Raw genomic sequence first — 14,313 nt, forward strand, 5'->3', positions numbered from 1 at the left:
AGACGAACATGCCCACTCTGACACCTCCGCAGGACTGTCATTCAATGCAGGAACTGCGGGTTCAGATCGACAAGCTGGACCGCCAACTGATCGAGATGTTGGTGATGCGTGCGGGATATATCGACCGCGCCTCGCAGTTGAAACCTGCCGAGGGGCTGCCCGCCCGCATCCCGGACCGTGTCGAGGAAGTGGTGCAGCGCGTGCGCGCAAGTTCGGACGATCTGGGTATGGACCCGGACCTGGCCGAACGGCTGTGGCGCATATTGATTGATTGGTCGATCGCACGCGAGGAACGTGTGCTCGGCACCGACTGATCGGGTGTTTCAGGCGCCTGATCCGTTTTTGATAGAAGGGATGACAGGATGGTAGCCGAGGTTATCGACGGTAAAGCTTTTGCGGCGAAAGTGCGCGCGCAGGTGGCGGATCAGGTTGCGAAGCTGAAAGAGCAAAGTGGCATCACGCCCGGTCTAGCCGTAGTTCTGGTTGGTGAAGACCCGGCCAGCCAGGTCTATGTCCGCTCGAAAGGCAAACAGACCGTCGAGGTCGGCATGAACTCGTACGAGCATAAGCTGGATGTCGAGACCTCGGAAGAAGATCTGCTGGCGCTGATCGACAAGCTGAACAACGACCCGGCCGTACACGGTATTCTGGTCCAGCTGCCGCTGCCCAAGCACCTGAATGAAGACCTTGTGATCAACTCGATCGACCCGGCCAAGGATGTGGACGGCTTCCATATCTCGAACGTGGGTTTGCTAGGCACCGGTCAAAAGTCGATGGTGCCCTGCACCCCGCTGGGCTGCCTGATGATGCTGCGTGACTACCACGGGTCGCTGTCGGGGATGGACGCGGTGGTTATTGGCCGTTCGAATATCGTGGGCAAGCCGATGGCGCAGCTGCTGCTGGGTGACAGCTGTACCGTGACCATCGCGCATTCGCGCACCAAGGACTTGCCAGACGTTGTGCGCCGGGCCGACATCGTCGTCGCCGCCGTTGGCCGCCCCGAAATGGTGCCGGGCGACTGGATCAAAGAAGGCGCAACGGTAATCGACGTAGGCATCAACCGGATCGAGCGTGACGGCAAGAACAAGCTGGTCGGTGACGTGGACTATGCCAGCGCGGCCGAGCGCGCAGGGGCAATCACCCCGGTTCCGGGCGGTGTCGGTCCGATGACTATCGCCTGCCTGCTGGCCAACACCCTGACCGCCTGCTGCCGTGCAAACAGCCTACCGGAACCTGAAGGGCTGACCGTCTAGCACGTACGATCCGCGCAAACCAAAGAATACGACGGGCCGGGAGTGGAAACACTTACCGGCCCGATTGTTTCACGGAACAATCAACGAAACTTAATCTGGCAGGGTTTGAATATGGCGAGAACGATGATAAACCTATGATCTCAGCGAGTTAGACGTTTCAGTGTCATGCTCGACTGGAAACAGGAGAGAGTATCTGAGCTGTCATGCCGAATAAACTAAGCTCATTGGTTGCCGAGTTTACGATGCGCCGGGTGGTTGCCGGTGCGATTTTCCTGCCCTTAATGGCCATTGCATTTCAACCGTTCCAGAATATGGATCTGAGCTTTTCCTTGCGCCTGATATTTTGGACCGGGGTCACAGCCTTGGCTTTGGGGGTGACATGGGCGGCGCGACAACTGCTGAAGAAATGGTTCGCTGAAACCTCTTTCACGGGGTGGGATCTTGCTTTTACGTTTGTTGCTTTTGCGCTGTTCGTTCCTTCGCTGTGGTTGATGACCTTGCTTGTCTTCTCGGCTGGTGGGCAGCAGGCACCAGACGTTCTGTCAGTGGTATCTTACGGAGCTTTGTTTACGACCGGGTTGTTGATCATCCGGCGGGCTCCGGTTCAGTCTCCTACGGATCATGACATCAACCGCTTTGCGCCACGACTTTACAGACGATTGCCGCAAGAGTTCACGGGGCAGGTTCTGCGTTTGGCGGTCCGGGATCATTCCGTTGACGTCGTCACCACCGAGGGACTTTTCACCATCCGATCAAGGTTTACCGATGCCATTGCCGAGATGGAGCCCGAGCGTGGGCATTGCACCCACCGCTCGCACTGGGTGGTCGACGCTGCTGTGACCGGGATTGAAAAGAGTCACGGAAAAACGTTTCTACGCCTGACAAATGGCGAACTGGTCCCAGTCAGTCGCAAGTACAAACCCATACTTGAAAAAGACGGCGTGATCTAAACGCCTCAGCGAGGCATCGGGATCATCTGCGGGGATTGGCCCGTTAGAATCGCCATGGCGCGGTCGCTCATTAGTCCTTTTAGCGCTTCGTCAGAGCTATATAGACCGCCGGTGTATGTACCATACGCGGGCAACAGTAGGCGCATTTCGTCGACCAGAAACGCAGCACGCGTGATTGTTCGTCCGCGCAGCCGGAACCGTGCCTTGGGATGGTAGTGACCTGAAACCTCTGCTTGACCGTCCGGTAGGGCTATGTGCCGGAACACAAGCGATCGCAGCTTGTGCTCAGCCAGATGGGTGCCACCCAATTCGACCGGGCCGGGGTCATGGTTGCCTTCGATCCAAATCCAGGACCGACCGGCTTGCAACGCCGCGATTTGCAGTTTTTCCCGATTTCCAAGAGCCGAGGCCGCATCTAGGTCGTCAAAGCTGTCACCAAGGCAAATCACTGTGGTTGCTTTGGTGTATTCTACATCGTTTGCTAACCGTACCAGCGTGTCCAGCGTGTCGTAGGGCGGTAGTGAAGCGCCTCCTCGCCGTGCGATGCGTTCTGCCTTTCCCAGATGCAAATCCGACACGCATAGAAGGCTTTCTTCCGGCCACCACAAAGCCCCGGTTCCAAGTGCGCGCAGGTCATGACCGGCGAAGGAAAACGACAATTCGTTCATGGTACGTTCTTTGCTTGTTTACGCGCCCGAGGCAAGTGATTCCAAGCCCGCCTCTTGCAGCAAACGCGCGCTCTCTTCGGCCAGCAGGCGCTCTTCGGCTGATCCTTTGACTGGAACCTTTCCAACCTCAAGAAACAGCGGTGCCGCAAGGGGCGACACCCGGTTCAGCCGTTTCAAGTCAATTTGGTCGCCGATACGCGCTATCATGGCTTCGATCCGTCCGAAGTCGACCAGACCCCGCATGGCTTCTTCACGGGTAATTTGCATCAGCAGGTGATCGGGGTCGTATTTCAGCAATGTGTCGTACAAAATATCTGAAGAAAACGTTGCCTGACGACCGTTTTTGCGTTGTCCGCCTGTGTTGCGCTCGATTAGCCCGGCAATGGTGGCCGAGGCCCGGAAGGTCCGCTTCATAACGGCGTTCCCGGCCAACCAAGTTTCAAGCCCATTGCGCAGTGCCTCTAGTTGAAACAGTGGGCGGGGGTCCGTTACGGCATCCAACCCCCAAATCAACGTTGCGTAGTCGGTCGCGACAAAGCCCAAAGGGGCAAGGCCGGTTTCTTCCATTCGTTTCGTTAGCAACAAGCCCAGTGTTTGCTGCGCGTTGCGACCCGCAAAACCGTAGACGCACAGATGTTCGCGCCCATTATCGGGAAAGCTCTCGATCAGTAGCCTGTCACGGCGGGGCAGGCGCGAGACCTGCCGCTGGAGCGTCAGCCATTCGGCCGTATGCGCGGGCAGTTGCGGCCAATTGGGTTGCGCGAACATGCGCAGAATACGATCGCTCAACTGGGTTGAGGTGGCAAATTTGGTGCCCGAGAAGGTGGCGATCTTAGGCTTTTTGTCTGCGCGGCGGCTGACCTCGACCGTCATCTCGCGCAGCCCCTCATAGCGCACGATCTGACCGCCGATCAGGAAGGTGTCGCCGGGGGTGAGCGAGGCGGCAAAGGCCTCTTCGACCTCGCCCAGAGGTTTGCCGCCCCGGCTGCGTTTCAGGCGCACTTTCAGCGTATCGGTGTCCTGAATGGTGCCAAGGTTCATGCGGATACGCTGCGCGGCACGGGGGTCACGCAGTTGCCATAGACCGTCAGGGCGTTGTTGCAGCCGCTGCCAGCGGTCATAGGCGCGCAGGGCGTAGCCGCCGGTTGCGCAAAACTCCAGACAATCATCGAATTGCGCGCGTGTAAGGTCGGCGAAAGGCCCGGCTGCGGTCATTTCCGAATAGAGCGCATCCGCATCGAACGGCCCCGCCGCTGCTGCGATCAGGATGTGCTGACACAGTACGTCACGGGGGCCAGCGCCGCGCGGCTCTCCGTCCAGATCATGCGCGCGGGCGGCCTCAAGCGCTGCGACGCATTCTACCACCTCGAACCGGTTGGCCGGCACCAGCAGGGCCTTGGAGGGCGCGTTGTATCGGTGATTGGCCCGCCCGATCCGCTGGACCAGCCGTTTGACGTTCTTGGGTGCGCCGATCTGGATCACAAGGTCCACGTCGCCCCAATCGATGCCCAGATCAAGGCTGCCGGTGCAGACGATGGCGCTCAGATCGCCGCGCACCATGGCGGCCTCGACCCGCTCGCGTTGTTGCCGGTCAAGGCTGCCGTGATGGATACCGATGGGCAACGCATCGTCATTGGCCAGCCAGAGATTGTGAAAGAATATCTCGGCTTGCGCACGGGTGTTGTGAAAAATAAGCGTAGTCTTGTGCTGTTTGATCTGCTCCAGAACGGCAGGGATGGCATAGGCGGCACCGCCCCCGGCCCAAGGGGGCAGCTCCTGCGTTTCCAGCATCCGAATGTCGGGGTCGGGGCCGGGATCAGCCTGCACGATCTGGCAGAGGTCGGGATGGCGTGCCAGAAAGCGCGCGATGGCCTGCGGGTCTTCGACCGTGGCCGACAGACCCACCCGGCGCAGATCAGGGCACAAGGATTGCAAACGCGCAAGCGCCAGCACCAACTGATCGCCACGCTTGCTTTCGGCCAGCGCGTGAATTTCGTCAATGATCACCCGCTGCACCCCTGCAAACATGCGTGGCGCGTCTTCATACGAGGTCAACAGGGCCAGGCTTTCCGGCGTCGTCAGCAGGATATGCGGCGGGTCCACCCGCTGCCGTTTTTTCTGCGTGGCCGAGGTGTCGCCAGTGCGATCCTCGATCCGGATGGGCAGGCCCATTTCGTCAGCAGGGCCGCGCAGGTTGCGGCGGATATCGGCGGCCAGCGCTTTTAGGGGCGAAACATAAATCGTGTGCAGGCCGCTATGCGCGCCTTCGGCCAGCTGCGCCAGAGACGGCAGAAATCCGGCCATGGTCTTACCCCCACCCGTCGGCGCAATCAGCAGCGTCGCCGGATCGGCAGCCCGGTCGAACATTTGTCGCTGATGAGGGTGGATCGACCAACCTTTGGCGGTGAACCAGTCGGTGATCCGGGCGGGAATCTGCGTCATGGGCGCAGACTACCTGCCCGGCATCGAAATGACAGTGGCCTAGTGAACGATCTTTTCTTCGCGCACGAACATGTTGGCCCAGGCGCGGTCGATCAGGTCGGGGCTCATTTGATAGGGGATGCCCTCGAATTCACAGATCGAGATCATCTGGTCGATCAGGAAGATCGGCTGGTAGTTCGCATAGATATTGTTGATGGTCGGGTATTTGACCTTCAGCAGATGCACCAGCGCGGCCTCATCAAGCGGCATCCCGCGTTTGCGCGCCACCATTGCAAAGATCTTCAGGAAGTTTTCCTGGTTCGGCCCGTCGATCTTGATCTTGAAGAAAATCCGGCGCAGGGCCGCTTGGTCGAAAATCTCATTCGGGTGGAAGTTGGTCGAGAAGATGACCAGCGTATCGAACGGAACCTCGAACTTTTCACCCGATTGTAGGCCAAGGATATCCTTGCTCTCTTCCAGCGGAACGATCCAGCGGTTGATCAGGGCCTGAGGGGGTTCGGCCTGGCGCCCAAGGTCGTCCACGATAAAGATGCCGCCGGTCGATTTCAGCTGCAGTGGGGCCTGATAGGTGCGCGCAGTGGGGTTGTAGACCAAGTCCAGCATGCTGAGCGACAGTTCACCCCCGGTCACAACGGTCGGGCGTTCGCATTGCACATAGCGTGAATCGAACCGTTTGCGGCGGCGAATGCTGTTGGGGTCGTCGGCCTCTTGCTCGATGGCTGTGTGAACGATCGGATCATAAACAGTGATCACCTGACCGGCATACTCAATTGCGCGCGGGACATAGACATTGTCGCCAAGCGCGTCACGAATACCGTTTGAGATGGACGACTTACCGTTGCCCGGAGGACCATACATCAGGATCGAACGGCCTGCGCTAACTGCGGGACCAAGGTGATCCAAAAGACTGTCGGGCAGAACCAGATGCCCCATTGCCCCGGTTAGCTGGTCGCGGGTGACCTGAATGTTTCGGATGGATTGGCGTTTGACCTGTTCGCGGTAGACATCCAGTGGAACTGGCATGGCACCGAAATATTCCGACTGGCTGAGCGCGTCCAATGCTCGGGCTTTACCTGCATCTGTCAGCTGATAGCCCATCTCGTTACCGCTGTTGGCGTTCAGAGTACCTGTCGCCTCGATCAGTTTCTGTTCGCGCGAGATATCGATCAGTTCTTGAGTCACCGAGCCCGGCAGGCAGATCGCTTCCGCCACTTCCGAGACCGTATCAACGTTCTTGCGAAAAATGGTTTTCAACAAAATGTCCCGCATCATCACGATGGGCAATTGCATTTCGCCCAAGCCTTTGGGGGCAGGGGGGGCCATTACCGAGGTCGTCTGCATATTCATGAGGGGTGCTCATCCATCCAGTATTCACGCCATTGGCCCATTCGGGCCGCTTGCGAAAAATCTGGTCCCGCTTTGTGGCATCACCAAGGCAGGGACAAGGCGGAGTAATGATAGTTTACGAGCCGTAAACAGTCCCAAGGATCAGGTAGATGGCGAGGCTGCCGCCAAGTGCAAATCCCATGGGAAACTGTTTGTCGCGGGACCAACTTTCCCAATTAGGTGCGATAGCGCGCAAAGCAGTGTTTTTGGCCAGCCTGTGCGTTACAAACGCTGCGAGCGTTGTGGACATTAGAATGAACATCATCGTCACATAGTCGCCGCCCCAAACGAACGCGGAAGCAGCCGCAATAAATTTGGCGTCGCCCGCTCCCATGACCCCGGCGGCGTTGGCAAGAATGCCTATTACTAAAGCGACAAGAATGTGCAGCAACTGCCAAAGGTAGGGCGGAAGCGTTACCGCAAAGGGGCCGATCCAGCCTTCGGACCAATCGGTCGTCCATGGCGGAATGACGATCAGACCTACAAACACAAATACTCCGGCCAAGGCAATGACCGCGTGGTTCTTGATCAACATGTCGCGCATATCGGTGAACGCGACATAGAAGCAGATCGGCAGAACGAAAGGCAAAAACCACCCTGCCGCGGCTGCCGGAATTTGCATCAATTTAGGCTTCCTCGAGCGCGCGCAACGAGCGGACGGCTTCTTCGAAATGCTGCGGATGCGTTGCGATTGCTTCGCGGAACAGGTTCTTGGCGGTTGTTACATCGCCCTGTTTGACTGCGGAAATGCCCATAGTATTCAACAGCATGGCCCGTTCGACCTGAGTCAGCGGCACGACCGGCATGCTGTAATTACCCTGCGCCGCGCGCGCAAGAACGAGGTTATTTTTGGCTGTGAACAGAGACTTGTCCTGTCGAATGGCTTCAGCGAACAAGCGCTCGGCTTCTTCATATTGACCGCGTGTCAGTTTGGAATAGCCCCAGTTGTTCATCACGCCGCCAGGCCGCGTGGTCAGGCCAATCGCCGTTTCATAGAATTGATCCGCCCGTTTCCAATCCTGGTTTGAGTCGGCGACAACAGCCTCCAACCGATACCTTTTGAAGGTCTCGAAAGTCGGCGGAACGGAATCCAGTACTTTTTTCGCCTCGGTCCAGTTTCCTGCGCGAACCAGTGCGTCGGCGTATTCGACCCGATCAACACTGGCCGAGCCCTTCATGGTGGTCACTTTTTTCCAGGCGGCTGCTGCCTCGGTGGTGCGCTTTGCCCGTGCCAGTGAAATCGCCAGCCCTCTTTGCAGGTCTATGCGACCGGGATTTTTGGCTGCAGCACCCTGAAAATAGGTGACGGCCTCGTTTGGATCGGCAGCCGTTAGCAACACTTCGTTCAGGTTGGTTTCGTCGATGACGTTCACTTCCTGAAACGTCTTTTCGACTTTTTCTTCTTCGGTCTCTTTCGCGCAGGCAGATAGGATCAACCCACATGTCAGCACTGCCGGAATCAAGAATTGTTGGCGCATTTTGCGTCCCTTACTGCTCTTGCCTGTTTTCCCGGAGCTTGCGAAGCTTGAATTGCCCGTCGCCTTGTTGCTCCAGCGTGTATTCTTGTTCTTCGATCTCAGTATTATCAGAATTTTCCATTTTTGCGAGTGCTAAGCGCAGATTGTCCCGAATTGCGTCACTTTCGCCATTGTCTAACGCAAAAGCCCGTCGAAACACCTGAGCCGCCTCTGGATACTCGCCTTTCTCCATCAGAATGACGCCCAGATTGTTCCATGCAACCGGCCAGTCGGGTTCCTCGGAAACGGCGCGACGCAGCAGAGTTTCGGCGGGCTTCAACTGGCGTAATCCCAGGTTGGCAGTGCCCATGGCAGCCATGATTTCGGCGGTCATGCCCTGGTTCAGCGCGGCGCGGGCAAAGGAATCCAGTGCCAAGTCATACTCGCCGGCCCGCAGCAGTCGGTTCCCGACCACCAAAGGATCCTGACCTTGGCCTTGTGGATCAATGCCCGGAGCATCCAAATCACCAGGCAGGGTTTCTGTGCAAGAGGCCACCATAGCAAATACCATGGCGGCCCCGATCACGTGGCGAATCCTAGGCCGGACACACCTGAACTTTGAATTCATAAGGCTATCAGCCCCCTGGATTACCGCCTGCAAACTCTGCGATACCTTTTGCTGAAGGTCCAACCAGAATGACCAGCAACGGCGGCACCGTCAGCATCATTGTGGCAAGTGTCATTTTCGTTGGCAACTTGTTAGCAGCTTCTTCTGCACGCATCACGCGTTTGTCACGCATTTCTCCGGCATAAACACGTAGGGCTTCTGCAATCGATGTGCCGAACGTGGCCGATTGGATCATAACTGTCACAAACGAACTGACATCCTGAACGCCACACCGTGTTCCGAAATCTCGCAGAACGGTGTCCTTGTCCTTACCAGCCTTCATTTCGTGGGCGACAACTTCGAATTCCTGCGCAATGTCTGGATAAGACGCTTTCATCTCGGTGGCCACCCGCACGATGGCCTGATCCAGTGATTGACCTGCTTCGACGCAGACCAGCATCAGGTCAAGGGTATCAGGAAAACCGGCAACGATGGCTTCTTCGCGTTCTGCCACACGGCGCGTGATCCAATACCGTGGAAGGAAATACAAGGCGATGGCGGGGAAACCAATGCGGATCGCCATCTGTTGGCCGGTAAATTCGTTGTCGCCGGCCAAGACCGTCACCAACATCACACCGATCAGAATGCCGATCATTCCCAAAGCAAACTGGGCGAAATGAAAGAACCTTACCGCGTCCTTGGAATGATACCCAGCCTGCCTCAATTTGAGCTGCATCGCTGACAGTTCTTCCTGGTTTTGCGGCTCCAGGAACGTAGAAAACTTTTCAAGCTGTTCGTTACGACCGGCGTTGCGAAGGCGATCCTGCTTGCCTTTTTTCGTTTTTTTCGGAGCGGCTGTCGAACGCTGCAGCTTTTTCAGCGGATCTTCTGGTTGGTTCATCATCAAAGGAACCGCGACCAGGATCATGATCAGGCCGAGGACACCGACGACGATAAGTGGACCGAACTGCCCAAGATTTTCAGTCAGTAAGGTGTTGATTTGGGTCAAAATTTCCATGGTGCTGCCCTCAGACCTTAATGTTTGTCAAAATGCGCATGACGATCAAGTTCAACGTAAGCATGATGCCGACAAAGAAGCAGGCCGGAATGAACCACGGATGGTCAATCACCTCGTCATAATAGCCGGGGTCTTTTACAAGGATGAAGACAAGGCAGAAGACAGGGAAACCGGACAGGAACTTGCCCGACCATTTGGCCTCGGCAGTGATGGCTTTGACCCTGCGAAACAGGCGGAAACGTGCGCGGATCACCTGCGCCAGACCGGCGAGAATTTCTGCAAGGTTACCACCGGATTGCTGTTGAATACCGACGGCAACAGACAAAAAGCGAAGGTCCTGCATATCCAGCCGCTGTGCTAGGTCTTTCAGGGCTTCACCCACGTCGCGACCATAGGCGCATTCATCCGCGATGATGCCAAACTCGGTTCCCAACGGGTCTTGTACCTCATTGGCAACGATTTGAATCGTCGAGACAAATGGGTTCCCGACCCGCAATGAACGCACCATCAGTTCCACAGCGTCAGGCAGCTGTTCTTCCATTAAACCCATGCGCTTCGAGGCTTTGTGATTGACCCACGCATAAACGCCACCAACACCGATAGCGATCGAGATTGCTATCCTCAGAAATGTTGCAGTTGCGGTGCCGATACTAAGCCCGACAAAGGCGAAAGCAGAAACCAGCACCATTATCATGATCAATTGGCGCGGCGAGAACGCAATCGCGGCCTTCTGCGCCTTATCCGCGAGCAGTGAATAAAGCGGGATGGACTGCGTTTGCATATGCTGCTGCATTTCTTTGCGCAGCTGCTCAAGCACTTGTTCTCGACCGACGCCTTTTTCCAACATGTCCAAACGCCGGTTTACACGGCTGTTCAGGCTAATGGATTTTCCGAATGCGACCAGATAAATACCTTCGACCAGAGCCAGAACGGCGACGAAGATCACGACATATATGAGAGCCTCAATAGGCAGTTGCATCTCAGGTTCTCCTTACATCGTAGTTGGTTCATAGATGGCGGCGGGCAGGTCAAAGCCCCACAACCGGAAGCGTTCGGAATAGTGGCTGCGCACACCGGTGGCCGTGAAATGGCCTATAATCTTGTTGTCGGGTGTAAGGCCAACACGCTGAAATCTAAAGATTTCTTGCATTGAGATAACATCACCTTCCATGCCTGTGATCTCGGTGATCGAGGTCATTCGGCGTGAACCATCCTGCAGACGGCTGGCCTGTACAATCAGGTTCACAGCGCTTGAGATCTGGCTGCGGACCGCCTTGATCGGCATTTCGATACCAGCCATTGCGATCATGTTTTCCAATCGCGAAATGCCATCACGGGCCGAGTTGGCGTGAATTGTCGTCATCGAACCATCGTGGCCAGTGTTCATGGCCTGCAACATGTCGATCACCTCGGCGCCACGCGTCTCACCCACGATGATGCGGTCGGGACGCATACGCAGGGCGTTCTTCAGACAGTCGCGCGGGCTGACTTCGCCTTTGCCTTCCACGTTTGGTGGGCGGCTTTCCATCCGACCCACATGGGTTTGCTGCAGCTGAAGTTCCGCCGTATCCTCGATGGTCAGGATGCGTTCGGCATCGTCGATAAAGCTGGACAGAGCGTTCAGCGTGGTCGTTTTACCAGAACCCGTACCGCCCGAGACGATCACGTTCAGGCGGGTCGACACGGCAGCCTGAAGATAGGCGGCCATTTCTTCGGTGAACGCACCAAAACTGACCAGGTCGTCGATGCCCAGTTTGTCTTTTTTGAACTTACGAATGGACACCAACGATCCATCAACCGCAATCGGCGGCACCATGGCGTTGAAACGCGACCCATCGGCCAAGCGGGCGTCAACATAAGGGTTGGATTCATCAACACGGCGACCCACAGCGGATACGATCTTGTCGATGATCCGCATCAGGTGCTTTTCGTCCTTGAAGGTGATGTCGCTGATTTCCAGCTTGCCGGCACGTTCCACAAAAATCTGCTGCGGACCGTTCACCAGGATATCGTTGACAGTGTCGTCTTGCAGCAAGGTCTCAAGCGGGCCAAGACCGGTAACTTCGTCATAAAGCTCTTTGTTCAGTTGGAAACGATCGTCCCGATTCAGAACAATGTTTTTGGTCTCAAGGACTTCACTGGCAATGGCACTGATTTCTGAACGAAGGTCGGATTCGTTGGCGTTTTCCAGTGCAGCAAGGTTCAGGTTTTCAAGTAGTTCACGGTGCAACTCGATCTTGATCTCGCTCAACCGCTCTTTGCGCTTGCGCTCGCGATCGGATGCTGTCGGCTCAGCGGCCTTTTTTGCCACAGGCTTGCGGATCATCGCGTTTGCTGTGGGTGTCTGTTGGGCTGTAGAGGTGGGCGTTGCCGCCTTGACCTCGGCCTGAACAGGCTGCGCTTCGGGCTGTTTTTTGTATCTTGAAAACACGGCGGTTCCCCTTTCGGACCTGTCTTACGCAGCTTCTGCGTCGCTGCTGCCAAGGCTATGGAGCGATTTTGCCAGCTTTGCGATTTCACGGCGCAGCGGGTTTTTGGCGGCTGAACTTGCCAGCGGTAAACCATGGTCACCGCTTTGCATGACGGGTTTTCCCCCGTCCGGCAATTGCAGGTCGATGGATATTCCAAGGCTTTCACCCATCCGCTTGACGCGGCTTTTCCCGTTCAAATCGGTAAACTTCGGAGCTCGGTTCAACGCGAAACGCAGTTTGTTGAACGGTAGCTCTTCCGCCTGAAGAGCGCGCTTCAGACGCAGGGCGTTTTGTGCCGAACGCATGTCGAGCTCGATGACTGCAAAATACACATGGGCCGCTTGCAGGATGGTCTCGGACCATTGCACCAAGGTCGACGGCATGTCGACAATCACATAGTCAAAATGCTTGCGCGCGGTGTCGATAACACGCTGGATATCTTCCGGAGTGATCAGATCCAACGGCACCATGTCAGACGGCGCAGTCAGCACCTCCATCTTGTCCTCGTAGGACTGCAGCGCCTGCGAGAACATGTCGTCATCCATGGACGCCGTGTCAGACAGCATTTCGAACACTGTTTCTCGGCGCGGTAGATCCAGGTAAGTCGAGACCGTACCAAACTGTAGATCCAGGTCGATCAGGCATACCTTGGGAGAAGTCTTGTCCGACGTGGTCGCAAGTTCCCAAGCCAGGTTCACGGCCATGGTGGTAGATCCGACTCCACCAGCCAATCCGTGAACCACAAACAAGGCACCTTCCTTTGATGCCCCTTGTGGCAGAGACACGGCCGTTTCCTGTGTAACAACCGCGGGATCAGGTTTGTTCATACGCGCAATGGCTTCCTGCAACTCACCTTCCGGAAGCGGGTAGGGGACGAATTCGTCAGCGCCTTTCCGCAAGAGTTGGTGCAACGCTGCAGGAGACACGTCCTCGGCGATCAGGACCACTTTGATCCTCTTTTCCTTCGCGCGAGAGATGATTTCACCCATCATGGTCAGGTCATCTTCGTCCTCACCATCAATAGCTAGGGCCACGAATTCTAAACTTTCGGCTTCAGGTTGGCCGAAAAACGCAAGAGCTTCTGCGAATCCCAGATCGCCCCAACGCTCACCCAGTGCCGCTTCCATATCTTCAATCAGCAGATCAAAGTTCTGGACGTCACGACTGATCGTGCAGGCCAGAATGGCGTTGTTGTCTTCGTTTGTCGTGGCGTTCGTCATTAACAAAATCCTCGTCCAGAGGGCAGCAAACCGCGACGAACCGTTCAGGTTTGCCTCGGCGAGCTGATGCCCGGTTGCGGCTTTTTTTGCCGCACTACACCCAATTGTTGAGAATTTGGCTTGGAACTTAGGCGAGAATGGGGCGCAAAAGAACCAATTGTTGGGAATTGGGCGACGATGTCGCCCAATTCGCGTTATTATTGTTCAGATGCCTCAGCAGCATCCGCATCTTGAATCGCGCTTTCAGTTGTGGCGCTCTCAACGTATTCGCGGTAGATGACTTCCGCGTACTTGCCGTCAAGCAACTGAGGTTTGCGATCTACAAAGCCAGACACTTCTGTAATCGTGCGGCGGTTGCGGCGATCCCTGTTCGGCGTGTCGATCAGAGGCTGCGTTTTACCAAAGGAAACAACAGCTTCTAGTCGCGACCGCGAAATACCTTGCCGTGTCAGGAACGCGACCGCTGCATTGGCGCGACGCTGGCCCAGGCTTTGGTTATACGACTGAGAACCGACTCGGTCCGTGTGGCCGTACACGCGGAAGCGCGCTTCGGGGAACTGTTTGATCCAGTCGGCCTGCCGTAACAGTACACGCTGTGCGTTTGCGTCAAGCTGTGCGCTGTCAAACGCAAAGTTGATCTGTGTTGGTACTTCGGCAGCGAACCTCCGACCCAGGATCTGAGCATAGGTGAGTTCACCTGTCAGTACCTGCTGGTTATTGAGGGTCGCGTTTCCGAAAGCACCTTGGTCGATCTCGTATCCTGCCTCTCGCGTACAGGCGGCGACAGCGACCGAAAGACCCAGTGCTATTATCCACTTCTGCATTGGTCCTATCCTCCTAA

At 56.4% G+C, this 14,313-nt stretch carries 14 protein-coding genes; 3 read left to right on the top strand and 11 right to left on the bottom strand.

What is annotated here, in order from left to right; genetic code table 11:
* The first annotated feature begins 8 nt into the window (after nucleotides 1-8).
* The 3 genes from ACR3EG_RS06470 (at nucleotide 9) to ACR3EG_RS06480 (ending at nucleotide 2,203) form a co-directional block, all read left to right on the top strand.
* Nucleotides 9-314 carry a chorismate mutase gene (locus ACR3EG_RS06470; RefSeq protein WP_480494295.1) on the top strand — a complete coding sequence of 102 codons (306 nt, stop codon included), beginning with the start codon at nucleotides 9-11 and terminating at the stop codon, nucleotides 312-314.
* 48 nt (nucleotides 315-362) lie between these two features.
* The gene (gene folD / locus ACR3EG_RS06475) at nucleotides 363-1,253 is read left to right on the top strand and encodes a bifunctional methylenetetrahydrofolate dehydrogenase/methenyltetrahydrofolate cyclohydrolase FolD (protein WP_480494297.1); all 891 of its coding nucleotides are present in this window, start codon (nucleotides 363-365) and stop codon (nucleotides 1,251-1,253) included.
* Nucleotides 1,254-1,456: 203 nt separating this feature from the next.
* Nucleotides 1,457-2,203: a LytTR family DNA-binding domain-containing protein gene (locus ACR3EG_RS06480; RefSeq protein ID WP_480494299.1), complete on the top strand. Its 747-nt coding sequence runs from the start codon at nucleotides 1,457-1,459 to the stop codon at nucleotides 2,201-2,203.
* Nucleotides 2,204-2,208: 5 nt separating this feature from the next.
* Here ACR3EG_RS06480 and pdeM read toward each other — a convergent pair whose 3' ends face one another.
* The 11 genes from pdeM to ACR3EG_RS06535 form a co-directional block, all read right to left on the bottom strand.
* Nucleotides 2,209-2,871, bottom strand: coding sequence for a ligase-associated DNA damage response endonuclease PdeM (gene pdeM / locus ACR3EG_RS06485; protein ID WP_480494301.1), 663 nt, complete (start codon nucleotides 2,869-2,871; stop codon nucleotides 2,209-2,211).
* 18 nt (nucleotides 2,872-2,889) lie between these two features.
* Entirely contained in the window at nucleotides 2,890-5,313 is a 2,424-nt protein-coding gene (locus ACR3EG_RS06490) for a ligase-associated DNA damage response DEXH box helicase (RefSeq protein WP_480494303.1), read from the bottom strand.
* A gap of 39 nt (nucleotides 5,314-5,352) precedes the next feature.
* Nucleotides 5,353-6,660 carry an ATPase gene (locus ACR3EG_RS06495; protein WP_480494305.1) on the bottom strand — a complete coding sequence of 436 codons (1,308 nt, stop codon included), beginning with the start codon at nucleotides 6,658-6,660 and terminating at the stop codon, nucleotides 5,353-5,355.
* A gap of 115 nt (nucleotides 6,661-6,775) precedes the next feature.
* Nucleotides 6,776-7,321 (bottom strand): prepilin peptidase, encoded by a 546-nt coding sequence (locus ACR3EG_RS06500; RefSeq protein ID WP_480494307.1) that lies wholly within the window; start codon nucleotides 7,319-7,321, stop codon nucleotides 6,776-6,778.
* A 4-nt stretch (nucleotides 7,322-7,325) separates the two neighbouring features.
* Entirely contained in the window at nucleotides 7,326-8,177 is an 852-nt protein-coding gene (locus tag ACR3EG_RS06505) for a tetratricopeptide repeat protein (protein ID WP_480494309.1), read from the bottom strand.
* Nucleotides 8,178-8,187: 10 nt separating this feature from the next.
* Nucleotides 8,188-8,727, bottom strand: a complete 540-nt coding sequence (locus tag ACR3EG_RS06510) for a tetratricopeptide repeat protein (RefSeq protein ID WP_209194053.1) — start codon at nucleotides 8,725-8,727, stop codon at nucleotides 8,188-8,190.
* 64 nt (nucleotides 8,728-8,791) lie between these two features.
* Entirely contained in the window at nucleotides 8,792-9,781 is a 990-nt protein-coding gene (locus ACR3EG_RS06515; protein WP_480494311.1) for a type II secretion system F family protein, read from the bottom strand.
* Nucleotides 9,782-9,791: 10 nt separating this feature from the next.
* Nucleotides 9,792-10,760 (bottom strand): type II secretion system F family protein, encoded by a 969-nt coding sequence (locus ACR3EG_RS06520; protein ID WP_480494313.1) that lies wholly within the window; start codon nucleotides 10,758-10,760, stop codon nucleotides 9,792-9,794.
* 12 nt (nucleotides 10,761-10,772) lie between these two features.
* Nucleotides 10,773-12,212 carry a TadA family conjugal transfer-associated ATPase gene (locus tag ACR3EG_RS06525; protein ID WP_480494315.1) on the bottom strand — a complete coding sequence of 480 codons (1,440 nt, stop codon included), beginning with the start codon at nucleotides 12,210-12,212 and terminating at the stop codon, nucleotides 10,773-10,775.
* A gap of 24 nt (nucleotides 12,213-12,236) precedes the next feature.
* Nucleotides 12,237-13,472 (bottom strand): CpaE/TadZ family protein, encoded by a 1,236-nt coding sequence (locus ACR3EG_RS06530; protein WP_480494317.1) that lies wholly within the window; start codon nucleotides 13,470-13,472, stop codon nucleotides 12,237-12,239.
* 197 nt (nucleotides 13,473-13,669) lie between these two features.
* On the bottom strand, nucleotides 13,670-14,296 hold the full coding sequence (locus tag ACR3EG_RS06535; protein WP_480494319.1) for an OmpA family protein: 627 nt from the start codon (nucleotides 14,294-14,296) through the stop codon (nucleotides 13,670-13,672).
* Between the last annotated feature and the right edge of the window lie 17 nt (nucleotides 14,297-14,313).

The sequence above is a fragment of the Ruegeria sp. AM7 genome, assembly GCF_056535965.1.